General features: G+C 57.2%; 23 protein-coding genes. 17 read left to right on the top strand and 6 right to left on the bottom strand.

What is annotated here, in order from left to right; all coding sequences use genetic code 11:
• Positions 1 to 39 precede the first annotated feature (39 nt).
• Both CLR77_RS13340 and dsbD read left to right on the top strand, forming a co-directional pair.
• Entirely contained in the window at positions 40 to 1,452 is a 1,413-nt protein-coding gene (locus tag CLR77_RS13340; RefSeq protein WP_143269415.1) for an MATE family efflux transporter, read from the top strand.
• A 66-nt stretch (positions 1,453 to 1,518) separates the two neighbouring features.
• Positions 1,519 to 3,381: a protein-disulfide reductase DsbD gene (gene dsbD / locus CLR77_RS13335; RefSeq protein ID WP_097461162.1), complete on the top strand. Its 1,863-nt coding sequence runs from the start codon at positions 1,519 to 1,521 to the stop codon at positions 3,379 to 3,381.
• A 46-nt stretch (positions 3,382 to 3,427) separates the two neighbouring features.
• Here the strand turns inward: dsbD and tusA are convergent, their stop codons facing one another.
• Both tusA and rlmM read right to left on the bottom strand, forming a co-directional pair.
• Complete coding sequence (tusA, locus tag CLR77_RS13330; RefSeq protein WP_097461490.1) at positions 3,428 to 3,658, bottom strand: sulfurtransferase TusA; 231 nt, start codon at positions 3,656 to 3,658, stop codon at positions 3,428 to 3,430.
• Between the two features lie 19 nt (positions 3,659 to 3,677).
• Complete coding sequence (gene rlmM / locus CLR77_RS13325; RefSeq protein WP_097461161.1) at positions 3,678 to 4,751, bottom strand: 23S rRNA (cytidine(2498)-2'-O)-methyltransferase RlmM; 1,074 nt, start codon at positions 4,749 to 4,751, stop codon at positions 3,678 to 3,680.
• 97 nt (positions 4,752 to 4,848) lie between these two features.
• On the opposite strand from rlmM, the gene CLR77_RS13320 reads away from it, so the two are divergent.
• Positions 4,849 to 6,660 (top strand): sensor domain-containing diguanylate cyclase, encoded by a 1,812-nt coding sequence (locus CLR77_RS13320; RefSeq protein ID WP_158227197.1) that lies wholly within the window; start codon positions 4,849 to 4,851, stop codon positions 6,658 to 6,660.
• Positions 6,661 to 6,666: 6 nt separating this feature from the next.
• Here the strand turns inward: CLR77_RS13320 and CLR77_RS13315 are convergent, their stop codons facing one another.
• Positions 6,667 to 7,326, bottom strand: a complete 660-nt coding sequence (locus tag CLR77_RS13315; RefSeq protein WP_227519923.1) for an alpha/beta family hydrolase — start codon at positions 7,324 to 7,326, stop codon at positions 6,667 to 6,669.
• A 291-nt stretch (positions 7,327 to 7,617) separates the two neighbouring features.
• Between CLR77_RS13315 and ccoN the strand changes: the two genes are divergently transcribed.
• The 11 genes from ccoN to CLR77_RS13260 all read left to right on the top strand — a co-directional run bounded on the left by ccoN (position 7,618) and on the right by CLR77_RS13260 (position 18,586).
• A complete protein-coding gene (gene ccoN, locus CLR77_RS13310; RefSeq protein WP_097461158.1) occupies positions 7,618 to 9,045 on the top strand; it encodes a cytochrome-c oxidase, cbb3-type subunit I in 1,428 nt (475 codons plus the stop codon).
• Positions 9,046 to 9,064: 19 nt separating this feature from the next.
• Positions 9,065 to 9,673 carry a cytochrome-c oxidase, cbb3-type subunit II gene (ccoO, locus tag CLR77_RS13305; protein ID WP_097461157.1) on the top strand — a complete coding sequence of 203 codons (609 nt, stop codon included), beginning with the start codon at positions 9,065 to 9,067 and terminating at the stop codon, positions 9,671 to 9,673.
• A 3-nt stretch (positions 9,674 to 9,676) separates the two neighbouring features.
• A complete protein-coding gene (locus CLR77_RS13300) occupies positions 9,677 to 9,856 on the top strand; it encodes a cbb3-type cytochrome oxidase subunit 3 (protein ID WP_097461156.1) in 180 nt (59 codons plus the stop codon).
• Positions 9,853 to 10,743 (top strand): cytochrome-c oxidase, cbb3-type subunit III, encoded by an 891-nt coding sequence (ccoP, locus tag CLR77_RS13295; RefSeq protein ID WP_097461155.1) that lies wholly within the window; start codon positions 9,853 to 9,855, stop codon positions 10,741 to 10,743. The genes CLR77_RS13300 and ccoP overlap by 4 nt, the downstream gene beginning before the upstream one ends.
• 232 nt (positions 10,744 to 10,975) lie before the next feature.
• Positions 10,976 to 12,418 (top strand): cytochrome c oxidase accessory protein CcoG, encoded by a 1,443-nt coding sequence (ccoG, locus tag CLR77_RS13290; protein ID WP_097461154.1) that lies wholly within the window; start codon positions 10,976 to 10,978, stop codon positions 12,416 to 12,418.
• Between the two features lie 34 nt (positions 12,419 to 12,452).
• Positions 12,453 to 12,962: a FixH family protein gene (locus tag CLR77_RS13285; RefSeq protein ID WP_158227196.1), complete on the top strand. Its 510-nt coding sequence runs from the start codon at positions 12,453 to 12,455 to the stop codon at positions 12,960 to 12,962.
• A 22-nt stretch (positions 12,963 to 12,984) separates the two neighbouring features.
• Positions 12,985 to 15,441, top strand: a complete 2,457-nt coding sequence (locus CLR77_RS13280) for a heavy metal translocating P-type ATPase (protein ID WP_097461152.1) — start codon at positions 12,985 to 12,987, stop codon at positions 15,439 to 15,441.
• Positions 15,442 to 15,445: 4 nt separating this feature from the next.
• Positions 15,446 to 15,712 (top strand): cbb3-type cytochrome oxidase assembly protein CcoS, encoded by a 267-nt coding sequence (gene ccoS / locus CLR77_RS13275; RefSeq protein WP_097461151.1) that lies wholly within the window; start codon positions 15,446 to 15,448, stop codon positions 15,710 to 15,712.
• On the top strand, positions 15,709 to 16,413 hold the full coding sequence (locus CLR77_RS13270; RefSeq protein ID WP_097461150.1) for a sulfite exporter TauE/SafE family protein: 705 nt from the start codon (positions 15,709 to 15,711) through the stop codon (positions 16,411 to 16,413). The genes ccoS and CLR77_RS13270 overlap by 4 nt, the downstream gene beginning before the upstream one ends.
• Before the next feature lie 87 nt (positions 16,414 to 16,500).
• On the top strand, positions 16,501 to 17,907 hold the full coding sequence (gene hemN / locus CLR77_RS13265) for an oxygen-independent coproporphyrinogen III oxidase (RefSeq protein WP_097461149.1): 1,407 nt from the start codon (positions 16,501 to 16,503) through the stop codon (positions 17,905 to 17,907).
• Positions 17,908 to 18,094: 187 nt separating this feature from the next.
• On the top strand, positions 18,095 to 18,586 hold the full coding sequence (locus CLR77_RS13260) for a hypothetical protein (RefSeq protein ID WP_097461148.1): 492 nt from the start codon (positions 18,095 to 18,097) through the stop codon (positions 18,584 to 18,586).
• A 9-nt stretch (positions 18,587 to 18,595) separates the two neighbouring features.
• Here CLR77_RS13260 and ttcA read toward each other — a convergent pair whose 3' ends face one another.
• The gene (gene ttcA, locus CLR77_RS13255; RefSeq protein WP_097461147.1) at positions 18,596 to 19,474 is read right to left on the bottom strand and encodes a tRNA 2-thiocytidine(32) synthetase TtcA; all 879 of its coding nucleotides are present in this window, start codon (positions 19,472 to 19,474) and stop codon (positions 18,596 to 18,598) included.
• Positions 19,475 to 19,706: 232 nt separating this feature from the next.
• Between ttcA and CLR77_RS13250 the strand changes: the two genes are divergently transcribed.
• From CLR77_RS13250 to CLR77_RS13240, 3 genes are all read left to right on the top strand, one after another.
• Positions 19,707 to 20,339, top strand: coding sequence for a TetR/AcrR family transcriptional regulator (locus tag CLR77_RS13250; RefSeq protein WP_097461146.1), 633 nt, complete (start codon positions 19,707 to 19,709; stop codon positions 20,337 to 20,339).
• Positions 20,340 to 20,445: 106 nt separating this feature from the next.
• The gene (locus CLR77_RS13245) at positions 20,446 to 21,090 is read left to right on the top strand and encodes a DNA-J related domain-containing protein (protein WP_158227195.1); all 645 of its coding nucleotides are present in this window, start codon (positions 20,446 to 20,448) and stop codon (positions 21,088 to 21,090) included.
• Positions 21,087 to 22,124 (top strand): polysaccharide deacetylase family protein, encoded by a 1,038-nt coding sequence (locus CLR77_RS13240; RefSeq protein WP_097461144.1) that lies wholly within the window; start codon positions 21,087 to 21,089, stop codon positions 22,122 to 22,124. Before CLR77_RS13245 ends, CLR77_RS13240 begins: the two co-directional genes overlap by 4 nt.
• On the opposite strand, the gene CLR77_RS13235 is transcribed toward CLR77_RS13240, so the two are convergent.
• Positions 22,121 to 23,155 carry a MalM family protein gene (locus tag CLR77_RS13235; protein WP_158227194.1) on the bottom strand — a complete coding sequence of 345 codons (1,035 nt, stop codon included), beginning with the start codon at positions 23,153 to 23,155 and terminating at the stop codon, positions 22,121 to 22,123. The two genes, CLR77_RS13240 and CLR77_RS13235, sit on opposite strands and share 4 nt — an antisense overlap.
• Before the next feature lie 334 nt (positions 23,156 to 23,489).
• Positions 23,490 to 25,118: an OmpP1/FadL family transporter gene (locus CLR77_RS13230; RefSeq protein ID WP_097461142.1), complete on the bottom strand. Its 1,629-nt coding sequence runs from the start codon at positions 25,116 to 25,118 to the stop codon at positions 23,490 to 23,492.
• Positions 25,119 to 25,131 lie beyond the last annotated feature (13 nt).

Below are 25,131 nucleotides of genomic sequence, written 5' to 3'. Positions count from 1 at the left end.
AAACAACCCGCATGCAGGTTTCGCATTTCGAGGTTTCCCGTGTCCAGCGCCACACCTAATCCCGTAGTGCCCACCATGGAGCTTGCCCGGCGGGAAGTCCGTGCGCTGCTCAGTCTGGGTCTGCCGATCGTGGCAACCCAATTGCTGGAGAGCGGCCTGCTGTTCGTCGATGGCGTAATGGCCGGCAACGCCGGCCCGGACGAACTCGCCGGCGTATCGCTGGGCAGCGCCATCTGGATGCCCATCTTCCTGACGATCACCGGCGTGCTGGTGGTCCTGTCGGCGCTTGTCGCCCATGCCATCGGCGAGCAGGCGCCTCACAAGGCCGTGGATCAAACCCACCAGGGACTCTGGCTTGGCGTAACCCTGGGCGTGATCGGCTGGTGGATCTGCCAGCATGGCGCCTGGTTCACGCATTTTCTCCAGGTCACCCCCGATGTACGTACCCGCGCCGAGGACTATCTGGCGGCTGTAGGCTGGAGTGCGCCGGCGATCGGACTCTATCAACCCCTGCGCAGCTTCTGCGAAGGCCAGGCCCGTACCCGCCAGGTCATGATGTTCATGGCCCTTGGCTTTCTCGTGAATATACCGGCGGACTACATTCTCGTTTTCGGACTCGGCCCGATCCAGCCGATGGGTGGCGTAGGTTGCGGCTGGGCGACATCCCTGGTCATCTGGCTCATGGTCCTGGCTGCCTGGGGCTACACCCGCGTGGCAGCCCGCAAACAGAGACTGCCCTCGCTCTACACTGAACGCCATCCGCCCCGCAAGGATGAGATTCTGCGCCTGGCCCGGCTCGGTGTCCCGGTCGCAATGGGGATATTCTTCGAAGCCAGCCTGTTCAGCATCATCTCGCTCCTGGTGTCAGCTTATGGCGCCGTTGTGCTGTCGGGACACCAGATCGCCTATATCCTGTCAGCTACCACCTATATGGTGCCGCTGTCGATGGGCATGGCCATTTCGGTGCGTGCCGGTTATTTCCTGGGCCGCAAAGATCGAGCCGGCGCCCGCCTGGCAGCTCTCTCAGGCATTGCGGTATCCGTGTGTTTTGCCGTCGTCGCCGCCCTGCTGATCCTGGTATTCCGGCAGGACATCGCCGCCCTGTACAGTCCGGACCCCGCCGTGGTCGCCGTAGCCTCGCACCTGCTTGTTATGGCAGCGATTTTCCAGCTCTCGGACGCCATTCAGGCATCGACTTCCGGCGCGCTGCGGGGCTACCGGGATACCCGCGCCATCATGCTCGCCACCCTGCTGGCCTATTGGGGGTTCGGTCTCCCGCTGGGCTATATGCTGGCCAAAGGCATCTGGATCTTCCCACAACTGGGAGTGCAGGGTTATTGGAGCGGACTGATTATCGGGCTCACCGCTGCCGCGATTTTCCTGTTTACCCGGCTCTGGCGCATGAGTCGACAGCCACTCACAGACGTTACGGCGACAGAAGAACCGACCTGAACTTTCTGCTAGTGTAAGGGCCTGCCGGTTGTCTGCCGTTACCTGAGAACGAGACCCCAAAGACGTATGATCACCCGCCTCTTTACGCCATTACGATACCTGCTGTTCTGTCTCTGGCCCCTGCTTGCATTTCATGGCACAGCCGACGCCCGTAACTTTTTTCAGTCTTCCGACACCCAGAACAGTTTTCTTCCGGTCGACCAGGCGTTCCAGTTCAGTAGCCGCATGGATGGCAACAAGCTGGTGCTGGACTGGACCATTACGCCGGGCTACTACCTGTATCAGGAACGCATTAGCGCTACCACGGATACCCCACACGTCACCGTGGGCAGCCTCCAGTTTTCGAGACCCGGCCACGATAAACAGGACCCCTACTTCGGTCAGGTCAGAGTGTTTCTCAAGGACATCTCCGCAACTTTACCGGTCTCCTTGCCCGAGGGCACACGGACGGCCAAGCTGACGGTCACCTACCAAGGCTGCGCGACAGCAGGGCTTTGCTACCCGCCCCAAAAGAAAACCGTGCTTTATGACGCTGGCAATGCTGTGCCCAAGATCGGCACAAACGCCAGACCGGTACTAGCATCGCCCGGCCAGCAGCCGGAAACCGCCAGCGGCATCACCCAAATGCTGCGTCAGCAGAATCTGGTATCCATTCTTCTGCTTTTTTACCTGCTGGGTCTTGGGCTTACCTTCACGCCCTGCGTCTTACCGATGATTCCGATCATTACGGCGATCGTTGGCGGTCACCGGCACCATAGTCACTGGGGCAACTTTATCCTCTGCCTGAGTTACGTGCTCGGCATGGCGATCACCTATGCGGCGGCCGGCGTGATTACAGGCTTGTTGGGCGCCAGCTTCAACCTTCAGGCCATCATGCAGGAGCCCTGGGTGCTCAGCGTCATCGCCGGACTTTTCGTGATATTGGCACTGTCCAGTTTCGGTCTCTATGAACTCCAGCTTCCTGCCGCCCTCAGACATCGCCTGACGTCTACCGAGCGAAAACTGTCCGGCGGCCACCTCGGCGGCACCTTCCTCATTGGCGCAGTTTCAGCCCTGGTTGTCTCCCCCTGCGTTTCGGCCCCCTTAGCCGGCGCACTGGTGTACATCAGCGCAACGCAAAACGCCATCCTGGGTGGACTGGCACTCTTCGTTCTGGCGCTGGGCATGGGCACTCCGCTGGTGCTGGTTGGCGTTGCCGGCAGACGGATCCTGCCGCGCAGCGGTCCCTGGCTGCAGCATGTAAAGGCGTTCTACGGGGTTTTATTGCTCGCGGTGGCGGTCTGGCTGATCACTCGCATCGTGCCACCTGCCGCATCACTGGTAATGTGGGCACTCCTGGCCGCTCTTTGCGGCGTTCTACTGGGCGCCTTCGACAGGGCGGCCTCCCGAGCAACACGCATGCTCAGGGGACTTGGGCTACTGCTGTTCGTCTACGCCGCCAGCCTGCTCATAGGGGCCTTGGCGGGGGCCTCCAATCCGCTGCAGCCGCTCACCCCCTTTACCCAACGCCTTGCCAGCGGTCCCATTGGCACAGCACCATCTGCCAGCCCAACCCTTTTTCAGCGGTTCGAGGATGCTGAGCAGCTTCCGGATTTACTCGCAACGGCAACCTCCCAGCAACAGCCCGTCATCCTGGATTTCTACGCTGACTGGTGTATCAGTTGCCAGGTCATGGATCACGAGGTTTTCGGTAATCCTGGTGTACGTGCAGCCCTGGCATCATTTAAGCGCCTTCAACTGGACATCACCAAAAACACGCCCGCTCAACAGGCGCTGATGAAACGCTATGGGCTCTTTGGCCCACCGGCGATTCTGTTCTTCGGACCGAAGGGTAAGGAACTGGGGGATTTCCGTATCCTGGGCGAGATGGACCGGAAGCAATTTCTAGAGCATCTGGCCCGGCTCAAATCGGCCATCAATAGCGGCTGACGGCCGATTCGCGGCAAGCCATCAGCCCCCGGCATGCACAGGGGCCCTAGGTGGCTCGCCGAATATAGTAGCGGAACGTTTTCTCGTCCTCCGCCTGGGCCAGTAGCTCATGGCCCAGAAAATGACAGAACCGCGGAATATCACGGGTTGTGGACGGATCCGTGGCGATCACCAACAAGGTTCCGCCGACAGGCACTTCATTGATCCGGTTATGCAGCAACATCACGGGTTCGGGGCACATCAACCCGGTCGCATCCAATGCCAGATCGTGTTCCATTTCGCTCACCGACAACTCCTCAATCGATTCTTTCCACAAAACAGGTTATTTCTTCCCTGTCATGATACAACTGCCGGGCCTGGATGCGGGCATTGATGCCGGCCTCCTGCAATCCCGACTCGAGAAGGTCCCGGCACAGGCACCATTCTGCGTAGCGCTGCTTCATCGGCAGCTTCAAATTGAAAATCGCATAGCGGCAAAGTCGGCTGCTCAGCCATTCCAGCATCAAGTGCAGCGTCCGGCGGGGCTTGTCAACAATATCGCACACCAACCAATCCACCGCCCGTACGGGCTTCCAGACATAACCATCGGCCTGGACATGCGTCACCTGCCCGGTCGCCATCAACGCCGGGTCCATAGGTCCGTTATCGACCGCCGTCACCCGCATTCCCTGCTGCACCAACTGCCAGGTCCAACCACCGGGTGCGGCGCCCAGGTCGACGGCCTTGGCGCCGCCGCCCAGCAGATCAAACCAGCGCTCCTTCCCAATAAACAGATGCCAGGCTTCCTCCAACTTCAATGTCGAACGGCTCGGCGCCTCCGGCGGCATACGCAACCGTGTTCGACCAGCGATAAACGGCGAGCGATTGCCTGGCAGGCTAAGCCCTATCCTGACCTCATTAAAGCCGCTGAGCACGAGATCCAGACGCAGACCACTACCTGTCACGCCCTGAGGCGTCAGCCATCCCCTGCCTCGCAATGCGCGCGATAAGGGTGGGACCCACTTGCGGGCGAAATTCTGTACATCGGCATCCTGGCAATCCTCAGTGACGATGACCTCAACCCGATCACAGCAACGATCAAATCCGATATCGCTAAGCGTGCGCACCACCGCACCTACACGATCTGTCTGAGGCAACTCCAGCGTCGCTACCGCTCTCATCCAGTCCCTCGTGAAGACCAGGTCTCGCCAGTTGACACGCGTCATGAGGCGCTCGACGTCATCCTCGGAGGACGCCACAAAACTGGTCAGGCCGCTCCCGTGTGAACTGCGAAAATAGCCGTAAACTTCAGCCCGTGCAGCGACGTCGACCAATTCCTGGCCACATTCAGATTCGAAACCGGGACGACAGAAAGCGTGAACTTCATTCATCTTTTGCAACCTGCGGAGAGGGCTGTAGGGAAGGCATTGGCAGTGTCGGCTATACTCAGTTTCCATGAGACAATGCGGCGTTAACCCAGCTCATATTTTGCACACCCTTGTCTGGGCCCTGGCTCTGGTAGCCGCTATTGTCCATTCCAGTCCGGTTTTAGCAAGTACGGCAACCCAGTGCCCGGAAGTCTCGCTGTTCACAACACTCAAGCAGATCGATCCATTGCGAGATGTCTGCTTTACGGCAGACAATGGCAATAACTACTCTGCAGAGCAGATCGCAAGCGGCGAGGTGAAGCTCGAAGTTTCAAAAAAGCAGGAACTGGTTTTTTCAAATAGCGATAACAGCTATTGGATCCTGATACGCCTGCGCAATCCGTCTCCCGTCATCCAGCACTGGTATCTACAAATCAGTTATCCCCCGCTGGACCACATTTCGATTTCCATATTCGGCGGCCCCAAAACCACGGTTCACCGAATGGGTGACCGAGAACTCTTTGCCTCCCGTCCAGTGGATTATCGCTACTATCTTCAGCCGCTGGACATCGAAGGACATGGCGCCCGTGAGCTGGTCCTGCAGGTGCGCAGCTCCGGCTCGGTCAATATTCCGCTGGCACTCTTCCAGTCCGATGCCCTTGTACACCAAGTAGAAGGGCAATCCCTCGAACAGGGGATTTTCTACGGCGCCTTACTGATCCTGGTTCTGTTCAATGCAATGCTATTCATCACCACATGGCGCCGTCAGTATTTCTATAACGCCTTTTACATGCTGAGTGCGGGGCTCTTCCTGGCATCGATGAGCGGCCTCTCCTATCAGTATCTCTGGCCGTTGAGCCCCTGGCTCGCGAACACGTCCGTCCCTCTGACTGAGGCCCTGTCCATTCTGGCTTTTGTCCTGTTTGGCGCATCGTTTCTGGAGATCGACCACGAACTGCCAGGGATGCAGCGCATGATAAGGGTGATGATCGTGCTGGCCATGCTGAGCGTGGCAGCGTCCTTTATTGTGCCCTACCATGCCATTATCCGCTGGAATACCGCCATTGCTCTGCTGTGTATGCTTACACTCTACGGGATCGGCATACAGCGACTGCGTCAAGGCTACGGACCGGCTCTCTGGTACCTGATTTCCTGGTCCCTGATGCTGCTCGGCACCTCCATCTACGCCTTGGCCGCCTTTGGCTATGCGGCCGACTATCTCGCCAACGAAATCCTGATGCAGATTGCACTCGGAGGGCAGGTACTGCTTCTCACCTATGCTGCAGTCATCCGGGTAAGACAGTTGATAGAGCGGGTGCTGGCCATGCAAACCCACGCCAAGGCCGAACTCGAGCAGGTGGTGGAGGCGCGTACTGCAGAGCTTCAGTCCGCCCTGCAGACCCTGGCGCAAGTCAACGACAAACTGAAGCGTCAGAATATCCGGGACGAACTCACCAACCTCTACAACCGTCGCTACCTGGATGAAGCAATTGAACAGGCTTTCTCCGTGGCTCGCCGCCACAAGATGCCGCTGTCCCTGATTCTTCTCGACGCCGACCATTTCAAGACCATCAATGATTCCTACGGACATACCTTTGGCGACGAATGCCTTCGCGGTATTGCTCAAGTTATGGCTGAAGTGGTCAAACGTCCCAGGGATACGGTCGCACGATATGGTGGCGAAGAATTCGTTATCGTATTGCCCGGCACCGACCTGAATGGCGCCCGCCATGTCGCTGATACCCTGCTGGAACGTATCCGGACACTCCCTCTCACGACACCCGGCGGTAAAACCCTACAAATCACCGTCAGCGCGGGGGTCGCGCAGCTACGCAGTGACGACATCAACGTCCTGAGCTGGTTCCAGCGGGCGGACAACGCGCTCTATGAAGCCAAACAAGCGGGCCGGGACCGCGCGACGCTCACCGAATAGGCGCCACTAACGTGATGTAGAATGCTCACGCATAAAGTCGGCAGCCGCTTTCGCCGCACCTCCCAGGATCGTCGCCGGGTCAAGACCGCTGCGTTTTGTTGGCCGGAAATCGTGATCGCCGTCCACTACCCGATGCACCGCAAGGGATGAGGACGCCGGCAAACGCCTCACGACTTCATCGTAACGACCAAAAGGATCCCGCTCCCCCTGGGCAATCCATAGCGGCACCTGAACATCCGAAAAATGGTCGATACGCCAGTTATCCGGTTTTCCAGGCGGATGAAAAGGATAACCAAAACAAAGGCACCCCCTCACCTCCTTCGCAGCAACCGCAGGATCGGTCGCAGCCATGGAGGCCATCCGCCCGCCCATTGACTTGCCGCCGATAAACAGCGGACCAGAACCCAACAGGTCTCTCGCCAGCTGAATATGCTCCCACCAGGACGCCAACAATTGCCGCTGATTGTTAGGAGGACGCTTGCGACCGTCCTCTCTCCGAAGTGCCATATAGGGAAACTCGAATCGCATCACCCGAACACCCAGATTCGACAATGCATTCGACAGCTCATTCATAAACACCGAATCCATCGGCGCACCCGCACCGTGTGCCAGCAACAACGTCGCGTTACCGTCACCTTCCACCAAAAACTTTTCTGCCAAATCCACAACCATTCCACCTGCTCTCTGTCCAGTCATTGCATCCATTCGATCATCACATTTATCAACTTATGAACAATTGCTCACTTTTAATATTCACTTTTTTATGAGTCATAAGCTAGCTACCTGATCAATCAATATCCAGTCCTGCGCCCGCAGACCATGCGGAAATCCGCTGAAAACCGCGCCATATCGACGTTTGCTCAAAGATTAACATTGATATGAGTCATTGAAATGTGATCACCCATTATCCATACTTGCCTCGCATGTTCTTAACCAAAAATTCACTTTGGTACGGCTATGAGCACAGATACGGCACACCTCACTTATAACTACAAGGTCGTGAGGCAGTTTGCGATCATGACCGTTGTATGGGGCATCATCGGCATGAGTTTCGGTGTGTTGATTGCATCGCAACTCTACTGGCCCGCGATGGATCTCAATCTTCCCTGGACCCATTTCGGACGCTTGCGTCCTGTGCATACCAATCTGGTTATCTTTGCCTTCGGCGGTTCCGCACTCTTTGCCACGTCGTACTATGTCGTTCAACGAACCTGTCAGGCGCGACTCTTTTCCGACAAGCTCGCAGCCTTTACCTTCTGGGGATGGCAGGCCGTAGCCGTCAGCATCATCATTTCCTTCCCTCTGGGATACACGACGACCAAGGAATACGCCGAACTCGAATGGCCGATCGATATCCTGGTCGCCGTGGTCTGGATCGCTTACACGCTGGTCTTCTTTGGAACCATCCGCAAGCGGGCGACAAAGCATATCTATGTCGCAAACTGGTTCTACGGCGCCTTTATCATCGCCATCCTGATCCTCTACGTGATCAACAATCTCGAGCTACCGGTGTACTGGATGAAGTCCTACTCCATCTATGCCGGCGTTACCGATGCCATGGTGCAATGGTGGTGGGGGCACAACGCGGTCGGCTTCCTGCTGACGGCAGGCTTCCTCGGTATGATGTACTATTTCGTGCCAAAACAGGCGGAAAGACCGGTCTACTCCTATCGCCTCTCTATCGTTCACTTCTGGGCGCTGATCGCCACATACGTATGGGCCGGCGCTCACCATCTCGAATACAGCGCTTTGCCCGACTGGGCGCAGTCGGCTGGCATGATCATGTCGCTGATCCTCCTCGCCCCAAGCTGGGGTGGCATGATCAACGGCATGATGACGCTCTCCGGCGCCTGGCATAAGCTGCGCACGGACCCCATCCTGCGCTTCCTGGTGGTATCGCTGTCCTTCTACGGGATGTCGACCTTCGAAGGCCCCATGATGGCGATCAAGACCGTCAACGCCCTGTCCCACGATACCGACTGGACCATTGGTCACGTGCACTCCGGCGCGCTGGGCTGGGTCGCCATGATCAGCATCGGCGCCATGTATCACCTGATTCCGCGCCTCTTCGGTCTGCGGGAAATGTTCAGCACCCGCCTGATCAACGTGCATTTCTGGCTTGCGACCATAGGCACCGTGCTATACATCACCGCCATGTGGGTAAACGGTATTACCCAGGGCCTGATGTGGCGCGCCGTCAACAACGACGGCACCCTTACCTACAGCTTTGTGGAAGCCATGCAGGCCAGCAAACCGGGTTATCTGGTGCGGTTTATCGGCGGCTGCATTTTCCTTAGCGGCATGCTGCTAATGGCATTCAACGTCTGGATGACCGTTCGCCAGCGTAAGGCTACCGCCCTCGACAACGTTCCTCAGACGGCCTGACGCAAGGAGTTTTCCAGAGATGAAGCACGAAATCATCGAGAAAAACCTGGGACTGATGGTCGTACTGATCGTGCTGGTGTTCAGCACGGGGTTTCTGGTTGAAGTTCTTCCACTGTTCTTCCTGAAAAAGGTCCACACACCGGTCGAAGGTCTGAAACCCCTGACGGCCCTCCAGTTGGAAGGCAGGGATATCTACATCCGCGAAGGCTGTCATGTGTGCCATACGCAGATGATCCGCCCCTTCCGCGCCGAGACGGAACGCTACGGTCACTACTCGGTGGCTGGCGAATTCGTCTATGACCATCCCTTCCTGTGGGGCTCCAAACGTACCGGGCCGGATCTCGCCCGGGTTGGCGGCAAATATTCCGACGCCTGGCAGCGCGAGCACCTGTACAACCCGCGCAGCGTCGTTCCTGAATCCATCATGCCGGCCTTCCCCTGGCTATTCACCCAACAGGTCGATTGGCATGAAACGGCGGCCAAGATGCGGGCACTGCGCGAACTCGGCGTACCTTACACCGACAAACAGATTGCCGAAGCGGGCAAGGACGTCAAAGGCCAATTCGAAATCACAGCGCTGGTCGCGTACCTGCAGCAGTTGGGCACGGACATTTCAAGCAAACGGTGACCTATGGATACGCATACCCTTGAAGGCATCAACACCCTGATGGTGATGGCCGTATTCATCGGCATCTGCTGGTGGGCCTATAGTGCAAGTCGCCGGAAAGATAACGACGAGGCCGCCCACCTGCCCTTTGATGACGAGGATATCGACCGCCGTACGCTGCACAAGACGGAGAATAAGAAATGAGCACATTCTGGAGCATCTGGGTCAGCGTGATTGTGCTCGGCACCATTTTGGGGTGCTGGTGGTTACTGTGGGCGACGCGCCGAAGCCAGACCACCGACACGGAAACCGACCGGACCATGGGGCATTCCTTCGATGGCATCGAGGAATACGACAACCCGCTTCCGAAATGGTGGTTCTATCTGTTCACCGCTACCGTCATCTTCTCCTTGGCCTATGTGGTGCTCTACCCGACGCTCGGCAACTTCAAAGGCATTCTCGGCTGGACGTCCCATGGTCAATGGGAGCAGGAAATGGTCGACGCCCAGCACAAGTACGGTCCTATCTTCGCCAAATTCGGGAGTACGCCCATCCCTGAACTGGCCAAGAATCCTGATGCCGTCAAAATGGGTCAGCGGCTGTTCGAGAACAACTGTGCCGTTTGCCATGGCTCCACGGCACATGGCAATGTGGGGTTCCCCAATCTGAGCGATAACGACTGGCTTTATGGAGGCACCCCGGACAAGATCGTCGAGACCATTACCGGCGGGCGTAACGGGATGATGCCGGCAAAGGGATTAATGCCGAACATGACCGACGAACAGGTTGACGAATTAGTTAACTATGTCTTGAGCTTCAGCGGCCGCGAAAAGGACAAGGCAGCCGCAGAGAAAGGCAAGGCATTGTTTGCACAAGCCTGCGCCGCCTGCCATGGCCCTGACGCAAAAGGTAACCAGAGCATTGGCTCGGCCAACCTGACAGACAATATCTGGCTGTACGGCGGCGATTACCACACGATCCGGCTGACCATTCTGCATGGACGTCAGGGGCAAATGCCGGCTTGGGGCGATAAGTTGGGCAAAGACCGCATTCACATCATTGCGGCATACGTTTACAGTCTTTCCCACTAACGCTCCCTGACGAAGGGGGTATTCCGGCCGGGGCTTCCCCGGTCGGCATTGCCATCGCACCAGAACCCGCCTGCGCCCGGAGGAGACGTATTTCCCAAGGGACAAGTGTCGAAAGTTCAAAGCTTCCGCAACAGCCCTGATGACGATCAAGTACCAAGGAATAATACCCTGAAGACCGTTGAATCATGCGCTTGTTGAGTGCATTGTTGAACCGTCTTTGAGTGGGTATCAGATGAGCGAACAGATTCCGGTCAAACAGGTCGATCCCAAAGCGGACCCTTCGCAGAACAACCATAAAAGCGTTGAGCTGTACGCCAGTCGCAAGAAGATCTATGTCAAGGAAGTGACGGGCTTCTTCCAGCGGATCCGCACCATTTCCCTGTGCATGCTGCTCGGTATGTACTTCCTGTTCTGTTGGATATCGATCAACGGCGAACAGCTCGTCTACTTCGATCTGCCGCACCGGAAATTCCACCTTTTCGGTATTACATTCTGGCCCCAGGACTTCATTCTCCTGTCACTGTCTCTGGCTATCGCTGCCTTCGGCCTGTTCTTCATCACAACCCTGTTCGGCCGTGTCTGGTGCGGTTACACCTGTCCGCAGACAGCCTGGACCTTCATCTTCATGTGGCTCGAAGAGCGCATTGAAGGCAGCCGTAACCAACGGATGAAACTCGACAAGCAAGCCGGTAGCACCCGAAAAATCGCCAAGAAAACGCTCAAGCACGCCGCCTGGCTCTTTGTGGCACTGGCGACCGGCCTGACGTTCGTGGGTTACTTCTATCCGATAAGGGACCTCATTCACGACCTGATCACCTTCAACGCCAACGGCTGGGCTTACTTCTGGGTTGCCTTCTTCACTGTCGCGACCTATATGAACGCTGGCTGGATGCGCGAGCAGGTGTGCCTCTACATGTGCCCCTACGCACGCTTCCAGTCGGTGATGTTCGATCGTAACACCCGTATTGTCTCTTACGATCCCAATCGTGGCGAACCCCGTGGCGGCCGCAAGCGGGACGCCAATCCGCAAGATCTGGGTTTGGGCGACTGTATCGATTGTGGCCTGTGCGTGCAGGTTTGCCCGACTGGCATCGACATCCGTAATGGCCTGCAATACGAATGCATCGGCTGCGCGCTCTGTATCGACGCCTGCGATCAGGTCATGGAGAAAATGGATTATCCCAAGGGCCTGATCCGCTATACCACGGAAAATGAGCTTGAAGGGCAACACTCCAGTCTGCTGCGCCCACGAACTTTCGGTTATGGCTTCATGCTTTTGTTGATGTTCGGGATCGTTGGCTGGCAACTGCTGAGCCGCCTTCCCCTCGGCCTGGACGTGATCAGGGATCGTGGGGGCCTGTATCAGTTAGGTCCCAATGGCGCCATCGACAACTCCTATGTGCTCAAGATCCTGAATATGACGGACAGCCCCCAGGATTACGACATCACTGTCTCCGGCATAGAGGGGATTCACATCACCACACGGACATCGGCGCATGTCGAATCCGGCGAGGTTTTCTCGCTGCCAGTGGTCGTGGAAGTCGAGGCCGAGAAAATCAAGGACACCAATACCGAGATCCATTTCGAATTACATGAGCACGATCACCCGGAGATCATGATCAAGCGGGAAAGCCGCTTCCTGGGTCCGGAGCCCTATCACAATGGCGATGATTGAATAGCGCCCCTTTGGCGCCGCAGGAGTAATGACGATGCAACAGGCACTAACTGCCACTCCGTGGTACAAGCAATTTTGGCCCTGGTTTCTGATCGGGCTGGTGCTGTTCGCCATTTCCTTCTGTTCGGTCCTTCTGTATTTCGCAGTTACAACCCGGGATTCCCTCGTCAGCGATAACTATTACAAGGAGGGCTTGGCGATCAACCAGGAGTTGAACCGCGACCGCAAAGCCGAAGTCCTGGGCCTTAAGGGAGAGTTTCACTTCTACGACAACGGCCGGATCATTGTCACGCTGGATCACGCCAAGCCCCTGGGTGATCTGCCCTATCTGGTGCTCAAGTTCATCCATCCCACGCTGGCACACCGGGACCAGAAGCTGCTGATGACGCCCCTGGCCACCGACCGCTTTGAAGTCAAACTGGACAAGGCTCTCACGGGACACTGGTACCTGGACCTGCGCGATCCGTCTGACACTTGGCGCCTCAAGGCCGAGATCGGTCTACCCAACAGTTCGGTAATCACGCTGCTGCCCGCCAAGAACTGATCCACAGCCCGATGAAAACGCCATGAATGATGCCGCTCACCCCCACTGTTTCCATTGTGGCGAGCCTATTCCTGGCACGCTGAATATCGCCTTACCGGTAAACGGTCATACGGAGCGTTTTTGTTGCCATGGTTGTAAGGCTGTTTGCGAGACGATACTGCAAGAAGGGTTAAGTGGTTTTTATCATCACCGCAGCGCACCGGCCATTACGCCGAAGCCGTTGGAAGACAGCCTGGTGTCCCAGCTCAGGCTGTACGATCATCATCGCCTGCAGCAAAGCTTTGTGCATTGTCGTCCGGATGGTTTGCCGTCAGCACAGCTGCTGATCGAAGGCATTACCTGTGCGGCCTGCATCTGGCTGATCGAGAAACACCTCGGCAAACAGCCCGGCGTTGTCAGCATCAACGTCAACCACACGACACAACGAGCCACCCTGGTCTGGGACCCCCAGCAAACCACACTCAGCAACCTGTTGATTGCCATTGCGGAATTGGGCTATCGGGCTCGCCCCTTCGAACCCAATACACTGGAAGAAAGTCTTCGAGCCGAACAGAAGCGCGCCATCATACGTCTCTGTGTCGCCGGCATGGGAGCCTTGCAGGGCATGATGCTCGCTGTGCCGCTCTACTTCGGTGTCATTCACGATGTCACGCCACAGTTTCAGGTTTTCTTCCGCTGGCTCAGCCTGCTGGTGGCAACACCGGTCGTGTTTTACAGTGCACAACCCTTTTTCCGGGCCGCGTTGCGGGATATCCGCTTTCGTCACCTGACGATGGACGTGCCCGTTTCACTCGCCATTGCCCTGGCCTATGGCGCCAGTGCCTGGGTGACCGTTGCCGGTGGACGACACGTCTATTTCGACTCCGTCTGCATGTTCACGTTTTTCCTGTCACTCGGGCGCTTTCTCGAGATGCGCGCCCGTTTCCGGGTCGGCCTCGCCTCCGCCTCACTGGAACAGGTACAACCTGCAATCGCCAACCGCGTTTCGGGAGAATCACTAGAGCCCGTCGCCAGCTTCGACCTGCAACCCGGAGATCTTGTCCAGGTTCGCCCCGGCGAGCTGATCCCTGCGGACGGCGAAATCGTCGAGGGCGAATCCAGCGTCTCCGAAGCCGTGCTCACCGGTGAATTCATGCCTGAACGACGACGACCCGGCGACTGGGTCAGTGCCGGCACCCTCAATGGTGACGGCCCCTTGCGTTTTCGGGTCGCCCAGGCCGGGCCGAATACCAGGCTGTCCGCTATTATGCGGATCCTTGAACGTGCCCAGAGCGAAAAGCCAACAACGGCCGTCGTCGCAGACCGGATCGCCGGGCACTTCGTCGCCATCGTGCTGGTAACTGCGGCCCTGGTCTATGTCGGTTGGGCAGTTGCCGGCAACTCCGATGCCTTCGATATTGCCTTGTCGGTACTGGTCGTCACCTGCCCCTGTGCCCTTTCGCTGGCAACGCCCACCGCGCTGACAGCTGCCACGGCTGCCCTGCGACGCATTGGATTCCTGCCGGTACGCGGTAACGTACTGGAAGGACTTGCGGACATCGACAGGGTCGTTTTCGACAAAACCGGCACGTTGACCGATGGCCGCCTGAGCCTTCTTCACACCCAGCCTTTGTCCACCCGTAGCACGGCCGACTGCATCGCCATTGCCACAGCACTCGAAGCCTTTTCCGAACACCCTATTGCCCGCGCCTTTCGCGAATATGGACAGACGTCGTTACCCATCGGAGCGCGGGAGGTTCGGAACCACATCGGTCGGGGGCTATCCGGGTGGATAGAGGACACCCATTATATCCTTGGCTCTTGGGACTTCGTCGCCACTCGGTGCAACGCCAACGCTCCGGAAAAGGCCCTGTCCGGCGGCATACTCCTGTTTCTCGCCACTGATGACCAATGGCTTGCGCGCTTTGAACTCAATGATCAACCACGCTCCGATGCCCGGACTACGTTACAGCGACTTCAACAGCTGGGTGTCGACAGCGAGCTGCTCAGCGGTGACAGCTCCAGTCAGGTACAAACCGTCAGCCAGTCCCTGGGTCTCTCGCACTTTGTCGGGGGAGCATCCCCTGAAGCAAAACTCGCCCACCTGCAATCCCTCGAACAGGCGGGGCATCGTGTTGCCATGGTGGGTGATGGTTTGAATGATCTGCCCGTTATGGCCGGGGCCCGTGTTTCCATTGCGATGGCCAGCGCTGCGGATTTGACGCAGTTGCAAGCCGACGCCATCCTCATCAGTAACCGTCTGCAGGCGTTAGCCACAGCAGTAAGCCTGGGACGCAAGACCCGCAGGGTCATTCGACAGAATCTGGGCTGGGCGATTGCCTATAACCTGATAGCCCTCCCCCTGGCCATCATCGGATGGGTTCCGCCGTGGATTGCCGCCATCGGTATGTCGGCAAGCTCGCTGATTGTCGTGCTGAACGCCCTGCGGCTAGGCCGTTCAACCGACCGGGACACCCCTCACGGCCATTCAGGAGCCTGAACGCATGGAAGTCCTCTACGTACTGGTACCGCTTTCTCTGATGCTGGTTTCGATCGGCATCCTGATCTTTATCTGGGCGGTCAAGTCCGGCCAGTTCGATGATCTCGAAGGGCCGGCCCACAACATCCTCTACGATGATGATGCCAGTATGATCCCGAAGGACGCCCGAACGCAGGAGCAGCAGGCGATTGCCGATTCCGATGACGCCGATGCGCCCTCGGCAGACTCCCACACATCGCCTGCCGCCGGTAAAACGGACCCCCGCCCATGAACGGGGACATGCTCCCTTTACTCTCCAGCGCCTTTTTGATCGGCCTGCTGGGCAGTGCCCACTGCATCGGGATGTGTGGCGGCATCAGCGCCTCCTTGTCCATGGCATTGCCGGTCGGAAGCGGGTATCGATGGCGGCAGCTCTCCTTATTGATCAGCTACAACATCGGCCGGATTTTCAGCTATACCTTGATTGCCCTGGTGCTTGCCGGCATTAGTCAGTTGGCCGTCAAACGCTGGACCGGGCTTGCCCTCCCGCTTCGCACCATTGCAGGTTTTCTGCTGGTTGCCATGGGTCTGTCCCTCGGGCGCTGGTGGCAGGGTATCGTGGCCATCGAGCGGGTTGGCAAGCCTTTCTGGAAACGAATCTCCCCCCTCAGCCACCGCCTGGTACCGGTGCATCACGGATGGCAGGCGCTATTACTCGGTGCCCTTTGGGGCTGGCTGCCATGCGGACTCGTCTACAGCACCCTGGCCTGGGCCATCGCGCAGGCCGGACAGCAACAGGCCGCCCTGATCATGATATTTTTCGGTCTGGGTACCCTGCCCTCCATGCTCCTGACCGGGTTGGCAGCACGCCGTGTGGAACGCTTACGCCAGCACCTCAATCTGCGCCGCCTGGCCGGCGTTGCCCTGGTTCTCTATGGGCTGTGGACCATTCCTCCAGTGCGCCTTTTTGTCATGCGCCTCATTGACTTATAAGCCGCCAGATTCGCCGTTGATACATATCAATCCATCGCACGAAGGCTCCCGTTAAACTGTCTGCAACACTATGAGGGAGTACGCGGCATGTCAGAATTTCAGCCCAGGGTTTCTTTCGATCATCTCGAGTGGGACGATGCACTCATCGCCCGCTATGATCGTGCCGGGCCGCGCTATACCTCCTACCCGACTGCGGTCGAATTTACCGAAGCCTTCGGCGTCAAGGATCTCGAGCGCGCGACAGCACTCAGCCGCGAGCATGGCAACCCACTGTCCCTCTATGTGCATGTCCCCTTCTGCGCCCGCCTTTGCTATTACTGTGGCTGCAACAAAATCGTGACGAAGAGACGCGAGAAGGCGGCGCCTTACCTGGAGCGTCTCTACCGCGAAGCGGCCATTCAGTCTTCACTTTTTGGCAATGACCGGCCGGTGGAGCAGCTCCATTTGGGAGGGGGGACACCGACATTTCTGTCAGATGAACAGCTACGTGAAGTCATGGCCACGCTCAGCCGCTACTTCCGTATCGAACCTGGCAAGGGCATGGACTATTCCATTGAGATAGACCCGCGGGAAATGCGCACCGACACGCTCGGTGTTCTTCGGGACCTCGGTTTTAACCGTATTAGCATGGGAGTTCAGGATTTCGATCCACTCGTGCAACAGGCGGTTAATCGCATTCAGCCACCCGAGATGACAATGAGCCAGATTGCACGCGCCAGGGAGCTGGGCTTTGGTTCGATCAACATCGACCTGATTTACGGTCTGCCCCTGCAAACCCCGGACAGCTTTGCCCATACCCTGGATAAGGTGCTCAGCATTCGGCCTGACCGGCTCTCGGTGTTCAACTACGCCCATATGCCCGAGCGATTCAAGCCACAGCGGCGAATACAGCGTGAGGATCTTCCTTCCGCCGCCGATAAGCTGACGATTCTCAAGCAGACCATCGCCACACTTATGGCCGCAGGCTACCAATATATCGGCATGGATCATTTTGCCCTGCCAACCGACAGCCTCGCCATCGCACAGCGCAATGGGGAGCTGCACCGGAACTTTCAGGGATATACAACGCACGGCCACTGCGACCTGGTCGGTCTGGGTGTATCCGCGATTGGACAGACCGACGATGCCTGCTTTCAGAATCACCACGACCAAGCACTCTACGAAGAAGCGATCGACAGCGGAAAGCTGCCCATCAAGCGAGGTCTGTGGCTCGATGAGGACGACAAGTTACGGCGCTGGGTGATCCAGCAGTTGATCTGCCACGACCACCTCGATATGACGCAGTTCCAGCGGCGCTGGGCACAGGATTTCGGCCATTACTTTTCAGATATCGCGCCTTACCTGACGCAGATGGCTGACGACGGCCTCCTGACCTGGAACGCTGAACAGCTGGTTATTCAGCCCAAGGGGCGCCTTCTGGTCAGGGCGATTTGCCAGATATTCGATCGTTACCGTACGCAAACCGAGGTCCAACGCTTCTCCCGCATCATATAACGCGGTTGGCCCGCTGGATCTTCGTTGTGCTGTTTTATGTTTTTTTTACAGGGTGAAGCTTGCCGATGTACAAACCCACTTCTACGCTTAACAGTAGGTTAGCGTTAGAACTTCAATCAGCGCGATAGATTTTGCCGAGGAGCCGCTGAATTTCAAGGTTCAGGGGTTCGCCCGGAGGTGGTGGGCCATGCGAGATCTGGCAGTAGCGTTTCGGGACCGGATTATCAGTCCGGTCGTCGTTGCAATAAGCGAGAGGGAAACCCCCTTGCTGGAGACAGCCTTGGCCGGTGCAGCGCTACGGGAGAGCTTTGCGCCCTGCTGTCGCAACAACCAGGCCTTCAGCCTGTACGGCCTCAGCTCCGGCCTGCACCGGAGAGTCTGGGACGAATACCTGGCCTATCGCCCGGAGCTTGCGAGCCTGGTTCGTGGTTTTGCCAGTCAGCGGCAGTTCCTGCAGAACCCCGATCACGAACTCGATACCAATATCAATTACGCGACCGCCATCACCGCCTGCCTGCTCCAATGGCAATCCAATGCCATGTCTGGCAACCTCAATCCTGAAAACCTCAGCCGGTTTTGGACGTATTGTGTCCTGGGCAGCGCCCGCCGGGATCCGGAATTATGTCAGGCTTATCGCAAGATTCTCCGCTGGTTCGACGCCTGCTCCGCCGCCGCTTGATACGGGGTCTCAAAGGTTCAGGATATCCAACTGCCCGGCGACAGGCACAGTCTCAAACACCTCGCCTGCTGAAGACCCCGGCTTGATTTCCGTCGAAAAATCAACGAAGTCGTACAGTTCAGTATCCGCCAAATGGGAAGGAACAACGTTCATTAAAGCCCTGAACATGTTTTCCAGACGGCCGGGATGCTGGCGGTCCCACTCCTGGAACATCTCCTTGATCACCTGTCGCTGAAGATTTTCCTGCGAACCGCACAGATTGCAGGGAATGATCGGAAACTGTTTCAGTGCCGCGTAGCGGGCAATATCCTTTTCCCGGCAATAGGCCAGCGGCCGAATCACGACATTGCGCCCATCGTCGCTGAGCAGCTTGGGCGGCATCGCTTTCATTTTGCCGCCATAGAACATGTTGAGGAACAGCGTCTCCAGGATATCGTCCCGGTGATGTCCCAGCGCAATACGCGTGACATCATGGTCGGCAGCGAAATCGTAGAGGATGCCGCGCCGCAACCTTGAACAAAGCCCGCACGTGGTTTTACCCTCAGGCACTTTGTCCTTGACGATGCTGTAGGTGTCGCGCTCGATCACATGGTATTCGACACCCAGGCTGGCCAGGTATTCCGGGAGGATCTCCTCCGGGAAGCCGGGCTGCTTCTGGTCCAGGTTGACGGCGATGATTTCGAACGATACCGGCGCATGTTTTTGCAGGTTCAGCAGAATATCGAGCATGGTATAGGAGTCCTTGCCGCCACTCAGGCAGCACATCACCTTGTCTCCGGCCTCGATCATACGGAAATCGGCAATGGCCCGGCCGGTCTCGCGCCGCAGCAGCTTCTGCAGCTTGTTCAACTCAACCCGGTCCTTCCCCTGCAAACACTCGTCTATCATGCGTCACCTCGACATATTGGCGGGCCGATTATAGCGGAACCCGGGCCCAGTCGTCAGGCAGTGTCGCGGGAAGTCCGAACCTGCCGGCTGACTGTCGCCGAAAACGTGGGAATTCCGTAATCGGTTTCCTATAATGAAAGTCCTTGGGGAGTCTACTCCAGGCGTCGATTCAACTACTTAGTGCCGGCGCCAGGGGTATGAAGTCGTCCGGCAATGCATGGAAGGTTTATTCATGGAAGCTATAAAGCTCGGCAAACGCGAAAGGAACCGGATAGCCAATCGCAATGCAATACTCGCGGCAGCCCGCGAGTGTTTCCGCGAAAAAGGTTATGACAGAGTGACGATTCGCGACATTATCCGTCGCACCGATCTCGCCGCCGGTACCTTCTATAATTATTTCACCGATAAACAGGACATATTTTCTGCCCTACTAACGGACTTTCTCGCGAACCTGAACGAAAACCTGCGCACCATGCGGGAAAAGGCTGAGCGGGAGGAGCTTTTCATTCGTAACACCTATCTCGCCCTGTTTCGTGCCACAGCGGCAGATCCGGTCATTTACGAGTTAGCGCATCGCAACGACCAGACAATCAAGGAGCTATTCGGCTCCGACATTCTCGGTCTCGCCATGTCATCGCTGGAAGAGGATGTACATGCAGCCGTTCAGCGCGGACTCTTCCCACAAATCGACGCGGAATACCTGTCCGCCGCCTTTTTTGGCGTCGCCTACGAAATGAGTCTGCGCGTAGCGAAACGTGCTCATGACAGTGTGATAGGTGCGGAAGAGGAAGCCACAAGGGCAGCGGACTTCGCCACTCACCTCTTTATGGGCGGTGTCGAACGCATGGTTCGGCAAACGGCCTAAGGCCGCGCCTTACGGTTTTGCGGCCACCCTGTTCATTACAGTCCGGAATTTTGGCCGGGCTGTAATGTTTAAGGACGGCGACGATAACGATCAGGACACCGACGTCATGATAGATTCAGCTCCGGCCGCGCTCGCCAAGCCATCGCTTGAGCACTATGTTATGCGTCTGCGCGTGGCCGCCGAAGCCGTCGTGCGGTCACATAAGAGTCTGGGAGAACTCGACCTGATCAAGGCACTTCAAGGTGACCCCTGGCACCTGATCGGCCCCGTAAACTTCAATGCGACGGGCGAACTCTACCCGGTCCATTTCATCCTGTTTCACGTCCTGTATCAACTCAGGAGCGACTTGATCGCCGAAGGCGAAACCCTTTACATCTCGCCACTGAATATCCATATCCGAGTAGCCGCCGGTAACGCCACCGGCAGTCTCAATCCCGGACCACCGGATCAATTGGCGGCCTTCTACCTCAACCTGGACAATTACAATCTCGCCGATGAGGTCGTCGAAACGATGCTCGACAACTTCTGGCGTGGCGTCCATGCGCCAACCGACGAGAGTTTGAATCACGCTCTGGAAACGCTGCACCTCGACGACCTCCCAGAGCAATTTTCAGTCGCCAAACGACAATTTCGCCGTCTTGCCATGCAACACCATCCGGACAGAGGCGGCGATACACACCGACTACAACAGCTCAATGCCGCCCTCGCGGTACTACGCCAACACTTTGATGCAAGGGGATTTCCAACATGATGCGGTGGTTACACCGGCTTTTGCCATACGGGCTCAGCCTTCTGGTCATGCCCGCCCACGCCGACCTCGTTATCTTGCAATACCATCACATCGCAACCGATACACCCGCATCGACCAGTACAACACCGGCACTGTTCAAGGAACAACTGAACCTTATCGCCAAGCTCAAAATCCCTGTCGTCCCGCTGGAGGAAGCAACCAGGAAAGCCCTCAAAGGCGAGGACAACGATAAACCCTATGTCGCCATCACCTTCGACGATGCCTTTGAATCGATTTACACCACCGCACTACCACTGCTCAAACAACGGGGTTATCCCTTCACCGTCTTTGTAAACACTGACGCTGTCGACCACCACCATCGACACTACATGACCTGGACACAACTCCAGGCTCTTGACTCGACACAGGGGGTTACTATCGGCGGCCACACATCAGATCATGCTCACTTGGTCCCCAGGCCAGGGGAAACTGCAGCGCACTGGAAAAAGCGCGTCGTCCGGTCAATGGACAGCGGTATGAGTCGCTTGCGGGAGAAGCTCGGCAGCACGACGACATTGTTCGCCTACCCCTATGGCGAATACGACAAGGCCCTGGAAGCAATGATCAAACAACGCGGCTGGCTCGCTTATGGACAACAGTCCGGGCCGGTGGGACCCGGCTCCGACCCTCAGGCAATCCCCCGCTTTCCTGCCGCCAACAGCTATGGACAGATTGGCCCTCTGCGCAACAAACTCCTCTCGCTCGCTTTTCCGATAGAGGCCAGCCTGCTGCCTGACCCCGTTATCCAGCGCAATCCGCCGTCACTCCAGTTGCCTCTCCCGGACCACTGGAAAGCCGACCATCTACATTGTTACGGTTCTCTGCGAGGTGCTTTGCCGGTGACGTTCAATGCCTCGACGAACACCGTTGAGATAACCCCCTCCAGTGCGTTTTCGGGGCGGCGCTTCCGTTACAACTGCACCTACCCAGCCGGCGACAACCGCTTTTTTTGGTTATCACAGCCCTGGATTAATCCAGAGGAGAAGGAGGATTAAGGTTTGCCGACAACAGCCAGTTCGAGAGAACCGGTCGGCGTATGCTGAATAGGAGGAATCCCATTCTCGTGATCGACAATGGTTTTCTGGTGTAGATCACGCTTCCGTGTCATCACCAGCAGCCAGCGATCCCCACCGTGACCTGCGGGATAGACCGGGAAGGTCGCCTGCAGGTAGCCATAGCGGTACCACCGTTCAGGCGCATAATCGAAGCTGATATCCGTAATGAGGCGGGTGATATGGAATTGGCTGTCGAAAAAGACCAGCGTCGGCACAAAGACCCCGTTATGGATGAAGCTTTTCACCCGCAAGGCGTATGGTAACCGGCTATCAGGTAACTTCACCCAACGGTAGTAACTTTTCCCGCTGGAAAAATCAAAGACCGGATCGCTGTCCTCAACTTTCACCAGGAAATCCCGATCCGGCGGCAAGTCTGCAATATCGCCCTTTTGCAACGTATTGCAACAGCTCTCCGAAAAGCTCGCCAAAAATTGGGGAGGCCGATTTAACCCGAGAACCCTGGATACGCCCGGTGCCGCATCTTTGGGTAAATCCACCGGCTTCGCCGGCCGATACGCCAGAACGCTCGCGCGATTAAACGCAACCCCATCCAGGCTACTTCCCCCTTTTGGCAACGTCTTTTCCTTAAAGGGCGGAGGCTGATAAAAGCTCGAGCGTAGATTATTCTCGGCATCCACCCACGTAAAATAGGGTCGATGGCTCTTGTCACGGACAAAGCCATGCTTGGCCAGGGTATCCCCGTCGGGATAATTCTTCAGGTTGTATTCGTTGTCCGCCGCATTTGCGTCATGAAGCCTCACCGGCGGGTGGGATTGGGGCGCTGCAGCGCCTAAGCCTCCCACACCAGCCTTGGCATTGGCGGTATTTTTCTCGGGCGCTGGATGCGCGGGGGCTGGAGTCTGTGAGGCTTCCGGAACGACTGAAGAAGGTCTTTGAGTAGCTCCGGCACCATCAGCTTTAGCTTTGGTGGGAATCGCCTCACCATCAGAAGCGGGAGCTTTGCCAGCCACTGGCCTCGAGACCGGAGCGGTCGGAGTCGCCATGGCGGGACTCGGGGTCGGCGCCACGGTTTGAGAAGAAGGCTTACCGGGTGAATCCTGAGAGGCTTCCGACTTTGCCTTCTCCTCCTGGCGGTGCTTCGAAGCCTGTGCCTCTATCGGATTGGGCTGATCGGGCTCATGGATGATCGTGGTACGTAACTGTCCGTTCTGGTCGACCCAGGTGAAATACCGGTCCGCCGCAACTACCTGTAACGACAGTGCCAGACACAATACGCCCAGACTAAGGGAACCTGCGAGTTTTCCGCCTGCCGACATACGCCAAACCTCCGGCCAGTGCCGAAGCTCAGAACTTGGTCCTGAACGTCAACCCGGCAAGTACTGCCCGTAAACGTGTCTTAACATCCAACCCTGCATAGGGGTTATAAATGATGTTGGTGATGCTGGTGCAGTTTACGTTACAACTGGTATTCGCCGGAATGTATTCATTCGACTCCAGATAACTCAGCGACATATCGATCTGCGTATCCTTATCCCAGCGATAACCCATGCCAACGCCCCAGAGGTCGGCACCACCGAACGGTGCCATGACGGAGCGTTTATCCTTGGGAATGACCGAGTCCCGGCGCTCAACCCCCATACGCAAATCGAGACGACTCGACGCATGGAACGTAAAACCGATGCCATAGTTCCAGACATCCGTGAATCCCAGGGGGAAATCCAGGGTATTCTTGGTCACCAGTGTCGGCGACAGAATCCGTGCCGCACTGAGGAATTCCAGGTTGCGGTCGAACTTCAGATGCAGGTAATCCCAGCTACTGTAGTCCGTCCAGCTCACGTCGAAATTCACCGTAAGCCTGGGATGGACCTTGACGCTGATACCCGTCTGGAAATGTTGCGGATAATCCAGTTTGACTGAAACGTTACCGGCTTCGCGGGGTACACCGGAGGGCAGACTCAGAATCGCCGCGCCGATGGCACCAAACACCGAACTGTTGACGCTCTGCCAGAACCCGGACCAATCTTTGGTGTAATCCAGTTCGTAGGTCCCGGTGAGATTCATTGCCGAGGACGACTCATAGTTCGCCCCCCAAGAAAACCAGGACGTCGGCGTCCACATCACGCCAAAATCATAGGACGGTGAAATCGTCTGCTGCAGGTTGAGGTGCATGGTACCGATATCGTCCCAGGGACCGACGTTACCACCGCAAAGTGCTATCCAGGGCTGCAGGGGTTCGTTGCCGGATTTACAGTCGAAGGCATTCTGGAGGACCTGCGCCACCCCCAACAACATGTTTGGTGCCCGCATCCATTGATCGATCGCCAATGCCTGATCCGAAAAGTGGATACCGAGACCGACAGACCAGTGATCGTTGATCTTGTATGCCACGGTAGGCGAAAGGTAGGTCACCCGCTGGATCGCAACGTTCTGGGGTTCGTAGCGTGCCGGGTCCGTATTTTTACGGGAAAAGTTCGCAAACATAGGAACATAGAAGGCATTGGCAAAGGTCAGCTTCGATCCCGGATTCTGGATACTGAAGCCACCTGTCGGCAAAACGCCAATGGGCGCCGGCAGCTTTTGGATGCCGATACCCGGAATATAGATGTTGGCCGTGTTGGTGTGGCTGTGAGTATTGGCAACCGGATCAGCCTGCTTCCCCGTCATGGGGTCAGTGCCCAATCCATCAATCCCGAAAACGTTATAGCCGGGTGGCGCGATGAAGTCGGCATCGACATCCAGGTACGCACCCAACAGATTGACTTCGAACTGACGCCCCTCCAGTTGCGTCAAACCCGCCGGGTTATACTGAATAGCCATGATTCCAGGCGGATCTGCCGTTACGGCGTTACCCAGGGACAACGCCTTAGGACTGATCGTCAGGTTCTGCGTCAACTGCGCGCGAACACTGCCGACCATCAGCAGAAGTAAGGCGACGGCCAGACCGATCCGTTTGCTACAGCCTTTTATGAACATGAGGTGCTCTTCC

It is taken from the genome of Mangrovitalea sediminis (assembly GCF_002514725.1).
GTDB classification, from domain to species: Bacteria; Pseudomonadota; Gammaproteobacteria; order Pseudomonadales; family Oleiphilaceae; genus Mangrovitalea; species Mangrovitalea sediminis.
Note: the sequence above shows the minus strand (reverse complement) of the source record. Positions and strands in the feature narration are given on the sequence as shown.